The organism is uncultured Methanospirillum sp. (assembly GCF_963668415.2).
Taxonomy (GTDB): Archaea; Halobacteriota; Methanomicrobia; order Methanomicrobiales; family Methanospirillaceae; genus Methanospirillum.
Map to the genome: position 1 here is coordinate 875,292 of NZ_CAXXDL010000001.1, position 20,646 is coordinate 895,937.

A 20,646-nucleotide genomic window follows, 5' to 3' on the forward strand; every position below is an offset into this window, starting at 1 on the left:
GTAGTAGTTACATTATTATAAGAGAAGATGATATGAAACCATTTGAAAATAGAAATCAGAATCAACATACCAATCAGAGTAATTGTGCTAACTTGTTCAATCAATTTTGTATATCTCTAAATACATTAAAGGACAGTTTTAGACCCAGACTTTTTTTAATTAAAAAAAAAACCTATTGGTGTCACTATATAGATAATGCTTTGATAACAAGTTATTTAGGTAGAGTTGGTTTCTGTAGGCCATTTCTCCCCCATAGATCCACTGACATTGACTCTTTTAATCTTAAAGATTTCTTAAAATCTAGAGCTATTAAACAAAATGAATTAAAAAAGGGGGAATGTGGTGATTGTTGTGGTTGTTCATTTTTAAATGTGGGTTATCACGATAAAAATGAATGGGTTTTTAACTCAATAGATCTAGCTTTTTCTTCATTTTGTAATTTAAGGTGTACTTATTGTTATATCCCTAAACCAGACCTTGCAATAAAGAATTATGATAAAGAAGAAAAAATGTTTTCATTAATTTGTGAAATTCTAGATCATCAACTCTTAAATCCATATGGTAGTGTTTCTTTTTCAGGAGGAGAACCTACCCTTATGTCAAGTTTTTCAAAAACATGCCGAAAATTTTTCGATTATAGTCCAAATTTAACGTTTGCATTTATTACTAATTGTACCATTGTCTCAAAAGATATTGTTGAGATCATGAAAACACCTTCAAAAGTTTCTTTTATGATTTCTATAGATTCTGGTAATGAAGATTCATACTTAAAAATTAAAGGAAAACCCTTTTTTCAACATGTAATGCGTAATTTACAATACTATTTAAAAATTGCAGAGTGTTATCCAAATAATAATATTAGGGTTAAATACATACTTCTTCCTGAGAACCTAAATGATTTTATTGATTTTCTTAATATTATGGCAGGATTAAAATTGGAAACCGTATATTTCGATTTAGATGCTAATTTACCGACTATTTCAGATGAAATGATTAACGCCGCGATAGATTTTTGTATTGAAGCAAAAAACGCGGTATAAACCCAATTCCTGAATCGACAGGACTGCACAACAAAAAAGATAAAGATAAAATTCTGATGGGCATCAAAACAGATTATTATGATTAATTATCTCATTTTTACTAACGAATAATAATTTGGAGTTTTATTACTTGCTTAAAAAAGGGGGAAATTAATGTGTTTACTACTAATCATAATAACATCATCTCTATCTGTGTTGTCGCTGATGAATTAAGAGATATTGCACCTAGTGGAGGATTAGGTACTGCAACCCATTTCTTGGCGCAAATATTACAAAAGAATAAATTTCAAGTGAAAATTCTATATACTAATCCACATAACAAGGAAGAGGAAGAGATTAAGGAAATAAAAAGACATTATTTAAATACATATAATCTGGATATTGAATTTTTATCAACTGATACATATTCCAATTATTATCCGAATTATTTACAAAGGTCCAAAGCAGTTTATGATTTTTTTACTTTATCAAAATTATCATATGATATTATTCTTTTTCATGATATATGGCATGATGGCTATTTGTGCTTAAAATGTAAAACATCAACTCAAAGATTTAATAATACTCTCATGGGTATAATATGCCACGGCTCATTTCAATGGGTTCAGGAATCACATGGAGTGTATATTGGAGATAATTTAATTTTCCACTCTGAATTAGAACGACATTGTATGGCAATGGCCGATTTTGTAGTTTCACCCTCTCAATATATGGTTGATTGGATGATAAAAAAAGGTTGGAACTTACCATCTTCAATTCATATTATACCTTATCCTATTGAACCGGAGTTGGGGTGGCAAAGCGAAGAATCGATCCCCTCTAATAATACACCTGAATTTGCTGAAATTGTCTTTTTTGGCCGTATTGAATTACGAAAAGGAGTTTATATCTTCATTGATGCGTTAAGACTAATTCCTTATCACATATTATCTGGAAAAATCATCACTTTTCTAGGTCTGGAAATTATTCCCAGATCTGAATTACTTGAAAAATTGGATCAAATGAAGTTACCTGTCAAAGAATACCGTTGGATTCATTTGAATTCTGAAGGTGCTAGAAAATATCTGCAAGAATCAGGTAAAATTGCAATAATGCCCTCACCGGCCGACAATTCACCATGTGTAATATATGAATGCCTGATTGATAAAATTCCTTTTTTGTGCAGTAACAATGGTGGTCAACCGGAATTAATTAATCCAAATGGGCACAATAAATGCTTGTTTGATCCGAATCCAGAAAAACTCGCTGAAAAAGTTATTGAAGTCCTTAAATGCAAGAGTTATTCAATTCCAAAACCCTCTTTAAATGTTAAACAAGCATCATCTGAAATTATTAACCTCTTTTCTGAATTAGGAAACTATTCAAAACGCAAACATAATACCAAATTTACTTTCGATAAACCGATAGTTTCTGTTATTATCATGATGGATAACAATAATGATGGTTGTGATACACTTTCATCAGTGTTGTATCAGACATATTCGAATTTTGAAATCGATATTATTGGTCATAGTGATAATAATTATACTAAAAAATTTATGGAAATTGTGAAAAATGAAAGTAGTAAAAGAAAGATAAATATACACTCAACAAAAAAAAGTTCACTTAATTCCTTTCGAAATTCATTGATTTTACAAAATAACCGTGAAAACATAATATTTATGGATAATAATGTCACTCTTCTCCCTGATTTTATTGAAACTAGTATTAACATTATGCATAATTCTAATTCTGATTGTGTAATTGCTACTAAAGAGATTATTTCAGAGGATATACCTTCATACTGGATACCCATTGGTGGAGGAAGTGAAAAAGATTTCATTGCTTCAAGTGTTTATGAGAATATGTATGGTGATAGATGCATGATGGTTAAAAGATCCGTTTACATTATAAATCCAATTAGAGATCCCTATATCGTGGGGATATCAGAGTGGTCATTTTTAATGGATTTACATCTTTCTAAATACCGAATCTCCATATATCCAAATCCTCTCTACTCATCAAAAAGCGGACAAATGAATCTAACTCCGAAAACTCCTCGGGAATATAATATTATTAAGGACACTCTTGAAAAACACAAAAAAATTGATGTTGCTCTTCTTGGTGAAATTATTCTATTTAGAGAAACCAGAAATATTTCTCGGATTTTTAATGTCTCACCAGATATTGAAAGAAAACTAAATTCTCTTTCTTATCTAATCAAGAGATTACATCTGCAAAAAATTTGTGAATATTTGATTCATTTGATTAGTAGGTTTTCGAAGACATAATTTTGGAATTATTTGGAAAAGCCTCATTAATTTATCAAATATGGATTATTTATTCAAAATCATGAAAAAAATAGTAAAACACAGGAAAGGTAAGTGTATAGAAAATATTATCCCTAGATGTAGAGTAGTTATCGTTTTGCTTTCAGAAATTAATCATTATTGAAAGTTTTATGATTTTTATTTAAAATCCCGAATTTATATTATGACTGAGAAAATGCCAGTTTCAGAAAAAAAAAACATTTGTCTGGTTACAGATGAATTAATGGATATTCCTCCGAGTGGAGGTGTTGGAACAGCTACACAATTTTTAGCTCGTTTTTTGAAAAAAAACCACTTTTCAGTAAAAATTTTATTCACAAGTTCGCGCTTAGAATTTGAAAAGTTTGATCTGTATAAAAGACATTTCTCAAGTACATATGGTTTAGATGTCGATTTTTTAGTATTATCTCTCTATAGTAATTGGAACCCTGATTTTTTACGTCGATCCAAAGCAGTTTTAGATTATTTTTCATCCTCAAATGTTCATTATGACGTAATTTTGTTTCACGAATTATGGCATGATGGATATTTATGCCTTAAATGTAAGTCTATAATGCCTTGTTTTCAACAAACAGTTTTGGGTGTGATCTGTCATAGTTCACACCAATGGATTCAAGAATCGCATGGATATAACATTGGTGATTATTTTGCGATCCATTCAGAATTAGAACGTCAATGTGTTGGTTTGGCTGATTTTGTTATATCTCCTTCAAGGTATATGGTTGATTGGATGAAAAGAAAAGGATGGCCATTACCTGATCACGTTCAAATTCTCCCTCATGCCATGGAACCAATTGAAGGGTGGTTAATTACTGATAATCAATTGAAATTATCATATGAATTTGATGAAATAATTTTTTTCGGTCGGATTGAGTCTAGAAAGGGAATTTTTATTTTTCTTGATGCCTTAAAATATGTACCTTCTTATCTCTTATCCGGAAAAACAATTACTTTTCTTGGTCGAGAAATTATTGAAAGAACAGAATTGATAGAGAGATTAAAGGCTTTGGATCTTCCAATAAATGAGTGTCGCTGGATTTATTATGAAGATTACAATCAAGTAAGAGAATATCTCCGGAAGCCAGGTAGATTAACAATAATGCCTTCACCTGCAGATAATTCCCCTTGTGTAATTTATGAATGTTTAATAGATAATGTTCCCTTTATTTGTGCGAATAATGGGGGCCAATCAGAATTAATTCATGAGGATTATCACAACTATTGTTTATTTAATCCGATACCAGAAAGGTTAGCTGAGAAACTGGTAGAAATCCTTACTAACGATAATTATGAAATCCCAAAACCTTCCAAAGATCTGATGGAGGCATCTAAAACCAATCTTGCGGTTTTTAATTCCTATGTTGAAATGGCGCAAAGAAAAATTACAATAAATCTGAAATATCCTACATCTCATGTCTCAATCATTATTACAATGCTTGATGACAAAAAAGAAATACTGGATGTTATTTGTGCAATATTTAATCAAACATATAATAATTACGACATTTTTATTATTGGAAATATTTCAGTATCATTAAAAAATCGAATATTAGATTTGAAAAAAAATAAATCAATTAATCAAGAAGTAACCTTTTTCCAATCAAAAAACTACTCCAAAAATAATACCAGAAATATAGTATCATTAAAATCTAAAGGAAATTATCTTCTCTTTTTAGATGAAACGGTAATATTAGATCCTGAATATTTAGAAAAATGCCTAAATGTTACTCTTTTAGAGAATGCTGATTGTGTAGTTACATCTGTAAATTGTATATCTGAAAATGGTTCAAACTCATATTGGATACCAGCAGGAGGGGGGGCTCAAAAAGATTTTTTTGCTACAAGCATTTTTAACAATCTTTATGGAGGTAAATGTATCTTGGTAAAAAGATCAGTTTATGAGATATGTCAAATTCAAGAACCGTATATTTCTGGTATGTCTGAGTGGTCATTATTATTAGATCTACATTTATCCCAGTATAGAATTTCAGTCAATCCGGAACCCCTTTACGCACTAAAAGAGGGGAATATCTTACAAAAGTCATCAACTCCTCGTGAGTTTGCAATTCTAGCAAAAATTCTCGAAAAGCATAAGAAATATGATTTCTCTTTTCTCGGAGAGTTATATTTATTTAAGGATAAATCCCTTTCTCCTTCTGATGAGGTAATATTGAACCTTTATAAATCTCTTTATATCAAGATTGACGAATTCGGATTTTCTAAACTTCTACAGTTTTTTCTTAAACATTTTATTAAACTAAATCAGTAAGTTTCCTAATTTTCCCTAAATGTTATTGATGTAGTGACGGAACAAGGTTATGATGAGATATTCGTACGATTGGTTGATTGTCGGTGCAGGTTTTACAGGTGCAATTATTGCAGAAAGACTTGCATCCGTATATAATCAGAAGATATGGGTAATTGATCGTCGGAATCATATAGCAGGAAATGCATACGATTCAATTAATGAGCATAATATACTATACCATGTATATGGGCCACACATCTTTCATACTAATTCGGACAGAGTGATTCAATATTTATCACACTTCACTGATTGGAAGAACTATGAACATCGAGTTGTAGGGTTAGTTAAGGGCCGTTTTATTCCAATCCCCTTCAATTTAACTTCAATTGAAATATTGTTCTCTCAAAAAGAGGCTGAAGACTTAAAAAACCTCCTATTGCATACGTACGGCATAAATATAAAAGTCCCAATATTAGAGATGATGAAAAACTCTGATGAGAAGATTAGATTTTTGGCTGATTTCATCTATCAGAATGTTTTTATAGGTTATACTACAAAGCAATGGGGATTAAAACCGGAGGAACTTTCACCTTCTGTAACTGAACGAGTTCCAGTTCATATTTCTTACGACGATAGATATTTTCAGGATAAATTTCAAAAGATGCCCAAAGATGGGTATACCAAATTAATTGAAAGAATTCTCAACCATCCCAATATTACTTTATCGTTGAATACTGAGTATAATGATGTTAGAAATTGTAATAGTTTTGAAAAAACTATTTTTACCGGTTCTATTGATGAATATTTTGATTATAAACTAGGTGAACTTCCATATCGGAGTCTTCATTTTGATGTTCAATCATATCAACAAAGGATTCATCAACCTGTCGCTCAAGTTAATTATCCTAATGATCATCAATATACGCGGATAACAGAAATGATCCATTTCAATAAAGTTTATCGAAACAAGATGACAACAGTTGAAATTGAATACCCGCAACCGTATATAATTGGTAAAAATATTCCATACTACCCCATTTCTCAAGAAAATAATGAAAGATTATATCAACAGTATTTATGTTTGATCCGTCAATCTTCAAAAAAGGTATTCTTTGCAGGCCGATTGGGGACGTATCGATATTTAAATATGGATCAGGCCGTGGATCAAGCTCTTACATTAGTGGAAAAAATTCATTAATAATTTGGTAGAAATTTGATGAGGTAAAATTTGACTATACCACAATTCAGTATTATTGTTCCTGTTTACAATGCTGCCCAATACTTGCGACCATTGATAGAACAACTTCAAAAACAAACAGAGCAAGACTTTGAAGTAATTTTTATCAATGACTGCTCACCCGATGATTCTGAAGAAATTCTCAACAAGATAGCATCAGAAGATTCCCGTGTAAAAATATTTCACCATTCAGAAAACCGGTACCAGGGAGTAGCACGTAACACAGGTTTAGATAATGCCAAAGGAACCTATATTCTTTATATTGATGCAGATGATTCGATACCCGAAAATTATTTAGAATCGCTTCGTGATGGAATTGTAAAATATGATGCTGATATTGCAATATGTAATTCCATTTGGGTATTTCCTGATAGGGAGGAATCTCATAATATATTTTTACATGATTATTCAACAAAAGAACTATTATTATCAGGAAAGGAGGCACTTCAACGATATTTCAATATATATAAAGATGATCTCTGGATCCCTGTTGAACCTTGGGGGCGAATTATTAAGAGAGATCTTATTGAAAAATACCATCTTCGTAATCCCGATACATTATTTGAAGATGTTGTTATGAGTTATGCAGAATTGTTATTCAGTCAAAAAGTAATGCTCCTAAATAATTATCTCTATTACTATAATCGAACTAATACTATTGCTGCTACCTTAAATCGACAAAAGCAATACATCATTGATTTCCCTTTTGTTTTTGAAGGAATCCAAAATTTGTTACTAAAACACGGTTTATTCAATCAGGAGAAAAAGTGGCTAACTCGGTTTTATTTTCGGTACCTCTGGGGAACATACGAGTTTTTTGCAAAAGGTGGTCATTTTCCAGATGAGATGAGACAAGCAGTCAATTATTACAAATCATTATTTCCTAATCCAGATATTGAAGGTTCTGAGGAGTTTATATTACATTACATAATGGCTTTTAAATCTGAAATGGAACGCAATAATATGTCTGACGTATACTCTCTTTTCATTGATGCACATCCTGAACTAAATAACCTTTTAAAAATCCAGAATAAATTTAAAATCATACCTACTGTTTCTTCACTAAATAAATGGACTAATAATTTAAAATTTTATATGAAGGGAAAAAAATGAAATCTCCAAAAGAAATGAAAATAATCCAGATTGAGATTACAAATGCCTGCAGTAACCGGTGTGCCAATTGCACACGGTTTTGTGGACATCATCAAAAACCCTTTTTCATGGATTTAAAAACCTTCAAAAAAGCCGTTGACTCGATGAAAGGCTTTTCCGGGATTGTTGGTATAATGGGGGGAGAGCCAACATTACATCCTGAATTTGATACATTTGTTAGGTATTTTAAAGAGCATTTTGGTCTCGATGAATCACCAGTTAACATATTTAGCGGGCCGGAATCAGGGTTCATTGATTATATCTGTAAAAATAAGTTTAATATTGAAACGAAAAATCAGCGTGGGTTATGGAGCTCAATGGGCCATCGATACTATAAATATTTCGAACTTATTCAGGATACCTTCGGATACCAGGCCTTAAACGATCATAGTTTTTCAAGCTTGCATGAAACCCTGATGGTAACCAGAAAGGAATTGGGAATTCCGGATAAAGAGTGGTACCTGCTTCGTGATAATTGCTGGATTCAATCTCTGTGGAGTGCTAGTATTACCCCAAAAGGAGCCTTTTTTTGTGAAGTGGCAGCAGCTCTTGATCTGTTATTCGATGGTCCTGGAGGATGGCCAATTGAACCTGGTTGGTGGTTAAGGGATCCATCAAATTTTGGAGATCAACTTCGGTGGTGTGAACTCTGCAGTGCCCCTCTGCCTATGCCAAAACGTGATGCTAATAAAGAAATTGATGATGCATCTCCGGTGTGGTGTAATATGCTGGAAAAAATTCAGAGTCCCAAATTTCTTCAAGGTAAGGTCAATACATTTAATGTATCATCATATAATGCGAATGATTATTCGATTATTTGTGAATCACTTCCATATCTTCAGGATCAACATAAGCGTCTAGCTAATGGGAATGGTGGACTTGAACCACGAAGTATTTCTATCTGGATGGACCTTCGAAATAGTGAACCATCGGATTGCTTGGATCTTGTTCAAAAAAATCAGTTATTAACAAAGATCGATCTCCTCATAATTTCAAATTCAGAACAAGAAATAGTGTTAAAATCAGAAATCGTTCCGACAATTAATCTATCAGAATATGGAAAAGAGGCCAATATTTTTCAAATTGCCGAAAAGGTTCATTGTAAGGACTTTATAATCATTCTATCTAATTATTATTTAAAAGGGGATCCAAGGGATTATATTCAACACTTTGTTTTCAATCCTGGATGTTACTATTATTATAGAAAAGATAAAAAAGACCTATTTAGTTTTTTTTCTCTCCGTGCCTCTTCACTGTTGTGCAACCCAGAATTTGTTAACCTTCAAGATGTATATCCACTTGAAAAGCAGGTTAATCTCGAAAGTATTCCAGATATTACGGTCAAGATATTTCAAGCCTGCCATAAACCTTCAACCTATATCAAAAATGAAATATTTCAACCGATTCAACTTGGAAAAGAAATTTCTAATGTGCCTCTAGGCATTTTGGGTGATAATACTGGAGACAATATCTCCGAAAAAAATGTGACATATGCTGAATTGACAGGACTATATTGGATGTGGAAAAATGATAAAGTTCATACATATTTGGGGTTATGTCATTATCGTCGAATTCTGATATTCAACCCATCACACTTTCAAAAAATTAAAAGCGATTATAAAGTGATTTCTAGATTAAATAATGAACAGATTAAGGATTATGGTTGGATTCCTGATTCTATTCTTAATTTTGTAGTTGGAACAGATATTATTGTTCCTCGTCCTTGGAAAAGACCTATGAGGGGGTCGCAAAAAAATCACTATAAAATCATGCACGGTCCTGACTCATATAATAGGCTTTGCGAAGGAATCAAAATTCATGCACCTGATTATTATCCTTATCTACAGAATTTTTTTAATGGTAAAGATATGATTACCGGACATATGTTTGTAATGCGGCGTGAAATATTGGATGCATACTGTAACTGGCTATTTCCTCTGCTTGAAAAAATATATCCAAACACAGATTTTTCAAATAATAATGTATATAATATCAGAGAGCCTGCATTTGCAGCTGAACGGTTATTTCATATATATATTGAAAAGCTAAAGAAAAATAAGCCTGAACTTGTGATAAAAGAAGTTCCGTGGATAATGATTGAGGATACATCACCTAATATTTCCTCGCTGCCAGCCCTTGATAATAAATTTGAAGTTATTCCAATAGTATCAGCTTTTGATAATAACTTTGCACCGATATATAGTGTTTTTTTGGAATCATTAATCTCAACTTCGTCGTCACGGTATCATTATGATCTAATTATTTTATCGGATTTAATTTCAGATGAACATAAAAAGAGACTTATTTCTCAAATAAAAACTATTAGTCACATATCTATCCGATTTTTTGAAATGAATCAATACTTAAACAAGGAAAACCTTGAAATTGAACCACATTTTTCTAAATCAACCTTTTTCAGATTAAAATTACCCAGTATCTTACCTGAATACAATAAAATAATATATATAGATCCAGATGTTATAATTCGAGAGGATATTAGTGAAATTTTTTTCACAAATCTCAATAATTGTTATGCTGGAGTTGTTCGGTGTTTAAATACGCTGGAACATCGGTTGGCAAATCTTAATGTAGGTATTCCTTATAACAACTTAACCTATGAGGATTATTTTATTAATGAAGTTGGCTTAAATGAAAATACCCTTGATAACTATTTCAATGCAGGTTTTATGCTCTTAAATTTACATAAAATCCGTGAGGAAAATTTAGAAGAAATGTTTTTAAAATTATATTCATTAAAAAATTTCTTTTTGGTTGATCAGGATATTTTAAATAAATCTTTTAATAATAAAATTATTTTTTTAGAACAAAGATGGAATGTAGTTCATTTATGCAAGTCACGAGCAATTTCACAGCTTCCTTACAAATACGAGGTTGAATATCAGAAAGCACTTGAAAATCCAGCAATAATTCATTATGCTGCACCATACAATAAACCATGGCTTAATGATTCGGTCCCTTTCGGTGAAATTTTCTGGATGTATGCACGGAAATCTCCATATTATGAAGTTTTATTAAAACAATTTTTTTTATCAAATAATAAATCAATAAACCCAATTGAAAAGGTGAATTTTAAGAAACCAAATTATTTCAGGGATTGTGCCTATCAAAAGATACGGACCAATAATTTATTTATTAAAAGTTTTTTTACCGAAAATTTCTTTCACAAAATATTAAGTAATAAAAAATGAAAGTAAAAAAAGACTCCAATTCAATTCTCATAATTGGTGGTGCAGGATACATTGGCTCTCACGTCGATCTTTACCTCCGTGATCAGGGTTACTCCACGTTAATCCTAGATAACCTTATCAGGGGAAGCAAGGAAGCAATTTTGCATGATGATTTTATCCAAGTTGATATTCAAGATAAAAAAACCCTAAACGAAATTTTTTCTTCACATCATTATTCTGCAGTAATGCACTTTGCTGCATATGCCTATGTCGGGGAATCAGTTCATGAGCCTCTCAAATATTATAACAACAATCTCGGGGGCATGATCTCACTCCTTGAATGTATGCAGCATCATAACGTAAACAAACTGATCTTCTCCTCCACATGTGCAACCTATGGAAACCCAAATTACCTCCCAATAGATGAGAAACATCCACAGAAACCAGTCAACCCCTACGGCTGGAGTAAACTCATGGCTGAACAAATCATGTCAGATTGTGACGCTGCCTGGGGCCTGAAAACTGTAGCACTCAGATATTTCAACGCAGCCGGAGAGGATCCACAAGGAAGGGCCCACGAACGACACGACCCTGAAACTCATCTTATTCCTCTGGTTCTTCATGCCGCTGCAGATCCAACAAAGGAGATCCAGATCTTTGGAACGGATTATGACACTCCTGATGGTACCTGCATTAGAGATTATATTCATGTCACAGATTTGGCACAGGCACATGTTCTTGCGCTTGAATATTTACTCAAAGGAGGAGAGAGTCAGGTCTACAACCTTGGCAATGGAACTGGATATTCAGTACGGGAAGTAATTGATGCAGCAAAAAGGGTGACCGGAAAAGAAATCGTAGTTCGGGAATGTCCACGGCGTCCAGGGGATCCCCCGGCTCTTGTTGGAAGTGCCGACAAAATTATAAAAGAATTAGGATGGAAACAAACGATTCCAAATCTTGAGGACATAATCCGAACTGCGTGGAGAGGATAATTTCCATTTAATAGATGATTGAAGGTTATGACGCTTCAATCATCGCCCGAAGCCCATACTCAAGATCCACCCTTGGTTCCCATTTCAACACTTTAGCAGCTTTCGAAATATCCGGGAACCGTCGTGAAGGATCATCTGGAGGCAGAGGGTGATAACTGATTTCAGACTTTGAATCTGTAATCTCAATAATTTTCTTTGCAAGACTCAAAACTGACATCTCAAGAGGGTTTCCAATATTGACCACGGCTCCATTTATCCCATCATAACCGGCAAGTTTCAGAAGGCCGGTAACCTGGTCAGTTACATAGCAAAAACTCCGGGTCTGTGATCCATCACCAAAAATGGTAATAGGGAGGTTTTTTCTGGCTTGATCAAGGAACCGGGGGATTACCCTCCCATATAACCCATCACTTCGCATTCGTGGGCCATACGTATTGAATATCCGGACAATTCTGACATCAAGTTTATGCTGCCGATGATATGCCATACAATATGCTTCGCCAGCACGTTTTGCTTCGTCATAGCATCCTCTGATACCGAGAGTATTTACATTCCCCCGGTAGGTTTCAGGTGTCGGAAAAACCTCTGCTTCTCCGTAGATCTCACTCGTGGAAGTAAAAAGAAATCGTGCATTGTATTTTTTAGCAATTCCCAATGCATGCATAGTTCCAAGTGTATTTGACTTGAGAATTTGGATCGGATAATGTTCAAACTCAAGTGGTCCAGCTCTGGATGCAAGATGACAGACCAGATCCACCGGGCACTCAGGATCAAACGGTTCTGATATGTCATGGATGATTCTGGTAAAACCTGGGTGATCAAGAAGGTGATCTGTATTCTCAGGTCTTCCGGACGCATAATTATCCAGGCAAATAACATCGGCACCTTTACCCAATAGCGTTTCACACATCCAGGATCCAAGAAAACCTGAACCCCCGGTGACTATTACTTTCATCCCCTGGTAGTCAATATCTTGTAAACCAGCAAGAATCCGGTTCATATCTTCTTCATCTGAATAATGCTCGTTCATTGGCTCCTCCTGGTGCATACCTTTTCCTGAAGAATCGAAATCAGATCATCATGGAACTCGTCCCGGGATAAAGCGAGTTCAAAAAAGGCCTTCATCCAACCAATCTTATCCCCGATGTCATATCTCCGGCAATTCGTAGTTATTCCAAGAGACTGGGAGAGTCTTTTTATGGCATCGGTAAGTTGAATCTCCCCCCCTTTTCCCGGTTTGATCTCTTTAAGATGGGTGTAAATTTCTGGTGTAAAGAGATAACATCCAATAGCACCTAAATTTGATGGTGCGTCCTTAACAGCAGGTTTTTCAACAATGTTATTAATCTGATAGATATTCTCTTCGATGAGTGTACCGTCAATAATTCCATAATCGGGTATTTTTTTTTCAGGCACTGGTTCTACTGCAATAATTGACTTTCCATATTTCTCATAAGCCTGGATCATCTGCGAGGTACAAGTTTTCTCACCATCAGGAGCTATTGTGATGGTGTCTCCGAGTAGTACAACAAAAGGCTCATTATTACAATGTTTTTCAGTCAGGAGAATTGCATCTCCAAGACCTTTTGGTTCCCTTTGTCTAATATAATGAATATTGGGAATGTCACTCAAATCAATGAACGCATCAGAGGCCTCGCTACCTGTATTCAGCGAAAATTTATTCTCCAGTTCAATGCACCGATCAAAATGATCTTCAATAGCCCTCTTATTTCTCCCAGTGATAATAATGATATCATCAATACCAGATCGAATCGCTTCTTCGACGACATACTGGATAACAGGTTTATCCACTACCGGGAGCATTTCTTTGGGTTGAGCTTTGGTGATCGGAAGAAAACGGGTTCCAAGACCTGCTGCAGGAATCACTACCTTATTTACTGTGTTTTTCATGTTACCAACAGATTCCTTCAACATCATCCCGGTTCAGCATACGCCTTCCTTCCAAAATGACAGCAGGTTGTTTCATGAGAGAAAATTCATCTGACAAATGGGAGAACTGAGGCCATTCAGTCATTACCAGGCAACAATCTGCATCCTGGAGGGCAGCAGACACTGACTCAGCATATGATATAGAGGGAATAATCGTTTTCATATGTTCAGATGCCATTGGATCATACGCATGAACATCTGCACCATCCTGTATCAAAGCGTTGATTACCGGAATTGAGCGGGAATCACGAATATCATCAGTATTATCTTTAAATGCAAGGCCCAGAATCGCAATTTTCTTCCCCTTTACAGAACCAAGTTTCTTTTTGACCAGATTAACCATCTTTAGTGGTTGCTGTTCATTTACTTCAATAACGGAGCGTAATAATATCGGATCCTCTCCTACCTCTTTTGCCAAACTGATCAGCGCTGAAACATCCTTGGGAAAACAACTACCTCCAAATCCGGCCCCTGCATTCAGAAAATGAGGTCCGATACGATGGTCAAGACCAACTCCCTTCATCACCTCATACACATCCACTCCCAGTTTTTTGCAGATATTGCCGATTTCATTTGAAAATGATATTTTTGTCGCTAAAAAGGCATTCGCAGTATATTTTATCATCTCTGCTGCAGTCAGAGAGGTACAAATCACGTTTCCATTTAGAGATGTATAGAGAGTGCGAAGAATTGTTTCAGCCCTCTTATCACTAGATCCAATAACTATCCTATCAGGGTGTAGAAAATCTTCAATCGCCCTTCCCTCACGTAAAAATTCAGGATTCATGCAAAACCCGACACAATTTGCAGTTTTTAATGAGTTGCCTAGTACTTCAGGTATTACTATTTTTTCACATGTCCCTGGAGGAACAGTACTTTTCACCGTAACAACAGGATAGCCTGGATGATTCATCAAAGAAGTCCCGATAGATATTGCTGCAGATCTGATATATTGAAGATTTGAAGAACCATCATTATTTGGTGGTGTCCCTACGCAGATAAACACAATATCACTGGTTGATACACTCTCATATGAAGTCGTAGCAGTTAAGCGGTTTCCAACAGTATCCTTAAGAATTTTTTCTAAACCCTGTTCATATATAGGGGGAATTCCCATATTTATTGAAGAGGCTTTCTGTTCGTCAACTTCAATGATTGTAACCTTATTTCCAAGGTATGCAAAACAGGCCCCGGTTACAAGTCCGACATACCCCCCACCAATTATCGAAACTGAAAAAGTTGCTGACATTCATTATGATATTGATTGAGCAAATTCATAAATGATTGCGAAACCCATTCACAAGGAATAAAATTTAGTATTCCTTGATTAAATGGAAATTCAAATGTTTTTGACAAATTTTTAGTATCTTTGGGATCGCAATTTCGGATATGTGTGATTTGAGGAGTTTTTCACGTGCTGAATTTCCTATGGACATTCTGATTTCATCATGTGCAAGTAAAAATATAACCCTCTTTGCCATAGCTTCAGCATCTTCGAATGGAACCACATATCCAGCTCCATTTCGAATAAAATCAGGCATCCCACCTGAATTTTCAAAGCAGATAACCGGAAGAGAACATTCACATGCCTCAAGTGCTACCAATGGAAATGGATCTTCGCGAGATGGTAATAAGAAAATATCAGCTGCACTGAAATAATCCCGGGGATTTTTAGAAAAACCCGGAAATAATATCTGCTCTTTATACAAATTACTCTTTACAAGATTTCCCAGTGATGACCCTTCAAGAGGAGGAGACAACTCACCAACCCAAATAAAGAAAATATCCTTTTTTCCTGATGCTGAAAGAACGGCCTGAGCAACAGATACAAAAATATCAACCCCCTTTCTCCATACATCCAAACCACAACCCACAACAATCTTGCCATCAATTGGAAGGCTTAAAAAAGAACGCAAGGCTTCTTTATCACATTTTGATTTTGAACTTAGTTTAATAAAATCATGGATGATTTCAATTTTTTCTTCCTGACATCCATATGACTGCACAAGATTCTGAGCTACTGGATCAGATACTGCAATAATTGAAGAGGAATTTTTTGCAAGACTGATCATAGTTTGATTATCCACCGCCATCCGGATTAGTTTGTCCAGTTCATGTACATGAGTAATTATTGGTTTGTTGAATTTGGTTAAAATTTCAATTAGTTCGGCAGAAACAACAGTATTTACATAAATAAATCCGGGATCCTGAACAAAGTTTTTTATTACTTCAAAAGGAGGAACAAAACCCTGTTTTAAGCACAATACATGAGATACCTTGCTGTACTCAGGAAGAAGCGAACCACCACGTAATAAAATCAAAAAAATATTTGAAAGAGTATTTGCTGATAACCACTGGATTAAATACAAAAGAACCAAAGGTGCCCCAGTATATGTAGCCTCGTGGCCAATAAACAAAATATTCGGGTATCGTTTACCACAATCTATTTTTTGATTTTTTTGAGATCTAAAAGAATTTGACTCATTATTTTTTATAATGGAGGATTTTTGTTCTGCGGGGGAGGAACGAGGCCATGAATCATTTGTATCATTCACAATAAAGTGAACCAGGGGATTCACTTCTTCATCATAGATGTTGAGATTATGAGATAGATAGTAAGAGGTGCAAAACAATGGACTTGGATCTCTCATTTCCCTCCACCCAAACCAGATATAGTGAGTGATCGGTTTTAAACCAGTTATTTGTATATCAGAGTAGTAAGAGAGATACCAATTAGAATCAAAAAAATTTGATCTTCTAATTAATTGATACTCATGTTTTAACACAACCCTTGTAATGGAATTAATTGTGCAAGAAAAGACAAAAATCCAACATGCTAATATATATGGGTAACGTGATAAGAGGCCATTGATTTTTCTAAAATATTTATATAATAGTTTTATTGCATTATTTATTGTGTGTTTTCTATTCTTTCTTTGAAATTTTCTAAAACTGGTTACTCCCATAACACCACCGTATCATCTTTGCTAATGAATAAACGAATATTTTCTATAATCATTCTTATTCATCTATCATAGGTTTTTAGAACAGAAGAGAATAGACATATTCACTAATTACTAAACGCAATACCATGGATATACCGCAAAATACCAAAGATATAGGGCTTTTTTATTTGACCTTTCCTCTTTTTAATTATAGATGGGAGAAAGCAAATACCATCCCATTTTGCTTTTACTGCAACCTTGCCTTGCCCTCTTAATGCATAATACCCAACTACACCAATCGTCCTTCCAACGGTCCAAGGAAAAACAAATAGTAATAACCACCAGGGATAATTTTTCACAGGATACCAGAGAATATTTCGGTTCCCATAATACACAGAAATATCAGATTCAATTCCTGCAATACCTCCATGATGATGATAAACTACAGCTTGTGGAATATACCGACATTTCCATCCAGCTAATTGTGCACGGATTACTAGATCAAGATCTTCCATATACAAAAAAAAATCGTCATCAAAACCTCCTGCTTCAAAAAAAGTTACTCGTCTAAATAACGCAGCACCTCCACTGGGACCAAGTATGTCTTCAGATTGATCGTGTTGTCCTGAATCTTCTGCCCCCAAGCCCCTATCCCATGCAGCCCCTGAAAGAGAAATGCATATTCCTGTTGAATTTATCCTTCCATCAGGATATTTCATTTTCGGACCATACATGCCATACCCATCATACTTTTGAATCGCTTCATACATGGTAGCCAAGAATTCAGGACATAAGATAATATCGACATTAAGAAAAAGAAAAAACTCACCTTTTGCAATATCTGCTCCATCATTACAGCCACCTGCAAACCCTCGATTAAATTGGTTCACAATGAGATGAATATCAGGAGAGAAACTTTGAATGAACGCAACACTGCCATCTGTTGATGCGTTGTCTACAAGAATTATTTCAAAATCATCATAGGTCTGAGCATATAGGGAATCAAGTAAATCAGTAAGGAACGAAATACCATTATAATTAATTATAATCACACTAAATTGGAGCATTTTATTTTAAAAAACGAACTATTCCATATTATTCATTTAATGCACAAATACATGATACATTGATGTGATTTAAAAAGCTTGTTATCATCAATTATGACTATTAAATGGTATAGCAAACAATAAGAGATTTAGGTTTTACAACTATGCACAAAAGATAACATTCCATAATAACATAATACAGGTGAACTTATTGACATGTAAAGGTATTATTCTTGCAGGAGGATCTGGCTCACGCCTCTATCCTCTCACAAAAACGATCTCCAAACATCTTCTTCCCATATACGACAAACCTCTAATTTATTATCCTCTATCCGTCCTGATGCTTGCAGGAATCAGGAATATATTGATTATTTCAACACTCCGGGACTTACCACTCTATAAAGAACTTTTTGGAGATGGTTCACAACTGGGAATTTCTTTCTCTTATGCAGTTCAGGAACAACCAAGAGGTCTTGCTGATGCATTTATTATAGGTGAATCATTTATAGGTGATGACCGGATTGCACTCATCCTTGGCGACAACATATTCTATGGCCAACATTTTTCTGAGACTCTAAAACGTATTGCAGCCCAGACATCAGGTGCGACAATTTTTGGGTACTTTGTCCGGGATCCATCTGCATTTGGTGTCATAGAATTCAATTCGGAAGGAAAAGCAATATCAATCGAAGAAAAACCAAAAATTCCCAAATCCCATTACGCTGTTCCTGGATTATACTTTTATGATAACGATGTCGTGGAGATTGCGAAAGGACTCACCCCATCGGCTAGAGGGGAGATCGAAATAACAGATATTAATCAAACATATCTTAACAGGGGAAAATTGAATGTGGAACTCTTCGGAAGAGGGATGGCATGGCTTGACTCAGGAACCCATGATTCCCTTCTCGAAGCCGCACAGTTTATCGAAACTATCCAAAAACGTCAGGGATTTTATGTAGCCTGTATCGAAGAGATTGCATATAAGTATGGATACATTGACAAAAATCAACTTCTTGAACTCGCTAAATGCCTTGATAAAACGGATTACGGTAAATACCTAATAGACCTCGCAAACGGAGTGGAGTGGTAAGTATGGGGCAAATTATTGTAACACGCACTAACCTTGATAATGTCCTTCTCATAGAACCACAACTTTTCATCGATTCCAGAGGTTTCTTTGTAGAGAGTTATAATAAGAAAGACTTTTCTGTTGCCGGAATTATCGATGAATTCGTCCAGGACAATCATTCAAAATCTCAAAAAGGAGTTCTCAGAGGCCTGCACTTTCAATACCCTCACTCCCAGGGAAAATTAGTCAGGGTTCTCAAAGGTTCCATTTACGATGTCGTAGTTGATATTAGAATCGGATCACCCACATATGGAATGCATATTGGTGTATTATTAAACGAACGGTCACCAAAAATGTTATTTGTTCCTCTCGGCTTTGCCCATGGATTCCTGGTCCTTGAAGATAACACTGAAGTGATGTACAAAGTTACAGACTGGTATTACCCACAAGGTGATGCCGGGCTCTTGTGGAATGATCCCGAATTAAAAATATCTTGGCCATTAAAGGAATATGGAATTGAAACCCCGATTCTTTCTGAAAAAGATATGTGTCACCCAAATCTCAGAGATTTTAAATCCCCTTTCATTTATCACCAATAATAAGGGAGACTAATATGAGAATCGTGATTACAGGTGCATCTGGACAGTTAGGTAAGGACATCTTGGAAACCTGTAGAAAACGAGGCCATTTGGTGACAACATATGGATCTCATAGTTTAGATATCACACAATATGAAGACGTGATCAGGAAAATTCAGGAGAAAAAACCGGATATTATCATCAACTGTGCTGCATATAATGCCGTTGATCAGGCTGAAACCGACTGGGAAAAGGCATTTTCGGTTAATGGGCTTGGCCCCAAATATCTGGCTATAGCAGCATCAGCAGTAAATGCCATCCTGATTCATTACTCTACAGATTATATCTTCAGCGGAACAGCCAGATATCCATACACATTAGACAAATGTCCTACCCCTATCAGTCGATATGGGGAGAGTAAACTTCTTGGCGAACAGATGGTCATGAGGCATTCAACAAAGTATTTTCTCATACGTGTTTCATGGGTATTTGGCTCCGGAAACATAAACTTTGTAAAGAAAGTGCTTGAGTGGAGCGATAACAACAATCAAATTGTTGTGGTTGATGATCAGGTTTCATCACCAACATATACCCAGGATCTTGCTCGTGCTACAATGGACATAGTGAATTCAAAACAATTTGGACTCTATCATATTACAAACACGGGATATTGCTCCCGGTTTGAATGGGCAAAATACATTCTCAATCTTATAGGATGGACCGGAACACTCAACCCTGGAAAAAGTGATGACTTTAAAACCCCGGCTACACGCCCTAAATTTTCTGTTCTGGATAATTTTGGAACGAAACAAACCATTGGATACGATCTCCCTCACTGGCAGGATGCAACTGAACGATTCCTGAAAGAAATCGAGAGGATCTAATC

15 protein-coding genes are annotated in these 20,646 nt (G+C 35.0%); 10 read left to right on the forward strand and 5 right to left on the reverse strand.

Annotated features, from left to right (window positions below; genetic code table 11):
- The first annotated feature begins 32 nt into the window (after positions 1–32).
- From ACHZA2_RS04040 to galE, 7 genes are all read left to right on the forward strand, one after another.
- Positions 33–1,040 carry a radical SAM protein gene (locus tag ACHZA2_RS04040; RefSeq protein WP_319578627.1) on the forward strand — a complete coding sequence of 336 codons (1,008 nt, stop codon included), beginning with the start codon at positions 33–35 and terminating at the stop codon, positions 1,038–1,040.
- Positions 1,041–1,195: 155 nt separating this feature from the next.
- Positions 1,196–3,310 carry a glycosyltransferase gene (locus ACHZA2_RS04045; RefSeq protein WP_319578628.1) on the forward strand — a complete coding sequence of 705 codons (2,115 nt, stop codon included), beginning with the start codon at positions 1,196–1,198 and terminating at the stop codon, positions 3,308–3,310.
- Between the two features lie 202 nt (positions 3,311–3,512).
- Positions 3,513–5,618 (forward strand): glycosyltransferase, encoded by a 2,106-nt coding sequence (locus ACHZA2_RS04050; protein ID WP_319578629.1) that lies wholly within the window; start codon positions 3,513–3,515, stop codon positions 5,616–5,618.
- 49 nt (positions 5,619–5,667) lie between these two features.
- Positions 5,668–6,795: a UDP-galactopyranose mutase gene (gene glf, locus ACHZA2_RS04055; protein ID WP_319578630.1), complete on the forward strand. Its 1,128-nt coding sequence runs from the start codon at positions 5,668–5,670 to the stop codon at positions 6,793–6,795.
- A 30-nt stretch (positions 6,796–6,825) separates the two neighbouring features.
- On the forward strand, positions 6,826–7,947 hold the full coding sequence (locus ACHZA2_RS04060; protein WP_319578631.1) for a glycosyltransferase family 2 protein: 1,122 nt from the start codon (positions 6,826–6,828) through the stop codon (positions 7,945–7,947).
- Positions 7,944–11,195 carry a DUF4422 domain-containing protein gene (locus tag ACHZA2_RS04065; protein ID WP_319578632.1) on the forward strand — a complete coding sequence of 1,084 codons (3,252 nt, stop codon included), beginning with the start codon at positions 7,944–7,946 and terminating at the stop codon, positions 11,193–11,195. Before ACHZA2_RS04060 ends, ACHZA2_RS04065 begins: the two co-directional genes overlap by 4 nt.
- The gene (gene galE, locus ACHZA2_RS04070) at positions 11,192–12,169 is read left to right on the forward strand and encodes a UDP-glucose 4-epimerase GalE (RefSeq protein WP_319578633.1); all 978 of its coding nucleotides are present in this window, start codon (positions 11,192–11,194) and stop codon (positions 12,167–12,169) included. Before ACHZA2_RS04065 ends, galE begins: the two co-directional genes overlap by 4 nt.
- 25 nt (positions 12,170–12,194) lie before the next feature.
- Here galE and ACHZA2_RS04075 read toward each other — a convergent pair whose 3' ends face one another.
- The 5 genes from ACHZA2_RS04075 to ACHZA2_RS04095 form a co-directional block, all read right to left on the reverse strand.
- Positions 12,195–13,217 (reverse strand): UDP-glucuronic acid decarboxylase family protein, encoded by a 1,023-nt coding sequence (locus tag ACHZA2_RS04075; RefSeq protein ID WP_394698481.1) that lies wholly within the window; start codon positions 13,215–13,217, stop codon positions 12,195–12,197.
- A complete protein-coding gene (gene galU, locus ACHZA2_RS04080) occupies positions 13,196–14,101 on the reverse strand; it encodes a UTP--glucose-1-phosphate uridylyltransferase GalU (protein WP_319578635.1) in 906 nt (301 codons plus the stop codon). The genes ACHZA2_RS04075 and galU overlap by 22 nt, the downstream gene beginning before the upstream one ends.
- Entirely contained in the window at positions 14,082–15,368 is a 1,287-nt protein-coding gene (locus tag ACHZA2_RS04085; protein WP_319539989.1) for a UDP-glucose/GDP-mannose dehydrogenase family protein, read from the reverse strand. The genes galU and ACHZA2_RS04085 overlap by 20 nt, the downstream gene beginning before the upstream one ends.
- A gap of 64 nt (positions 15,369–15,432) precedes the next feature.
- The gene (locus ACHZA2_RS04090; protein WP_319578636.1) at positions 15,433–17,085 is read right to left on the reverse strand and encodes a glycosyltransferase family 4 protein; all 1,653 of its coding nucleotides are present in this window, start codon (positions 17,083–17,085) and stop codon (positions 15,433–15,435) included.
- 104 nt (positions 17,086–17,189) lie between these two features.
- The gene (locus tag ACHZA2_RS04095; RefSeq protein ID WP_319578637.1) at positions 17,190–18,131 is read right to left on the reverse strand and encodes a glycosyltransferase family 2 protein; all 942 of its coding nucleotides are present in this window, start codon (positions 18,129–18,131) and stop codon (positions 17,190–17,192) included.
- 190 nt (positions 18,132–18,321) lie between these two features.
- Between ACHZA2_RS04095 and rfbA the strand changes: the two genes are divergently transcribed.
- Genes rfbA through rfbD form a run of 3 tightly spaced genes read left to right on the forward strand, consistent with a single transcriptional unit; the run spans position 18,322 to position 20,644 of the window.
- On the forward strand, positions 18,322–19,203 hold the full coding sequence (gene rfbA / locus ACHZA2_RS04100; protein ID WP_319578638.1) for a glucose-1-phosphate thymidylyltransferase RfbA: 882 nt from the start codon (positions 18,322–18,324) through the stop codon (positions 19,201–19,203).
- Positions 19,204–19,205: 2 nt separating this feature from the next.
- On the forward strand, positions 19,206–19,781 hold the full coding sequence (gene rfbC, locus ACHZA2_RS04105; protein WP_319578639.1) for a dTDP-4-dehydrorhamnose 3,5-epimerase: 576 nt from the start codon (positions 19,206–19,208) through the stop codon (positions 19,779–19,781).
- Between the two features lie 14 nt (positions 19,782–19,795).
- Positions 19,796–20,644 carry a dTDP-4-dehydrorhamnose reductase gene (rfbD, locus tag ACHZA2_RS04110; protein ID WP_319578640.1) on the forward strand — a complete coding sequence of 283 codons (849 nt, stop codon included), beginning with the start codon at positions 19,796–19,798 and terminating at the stop codon, positions 20,642–20,644.
- Positions 20,645–20,646: the final 2 nt, after the last annotated feature.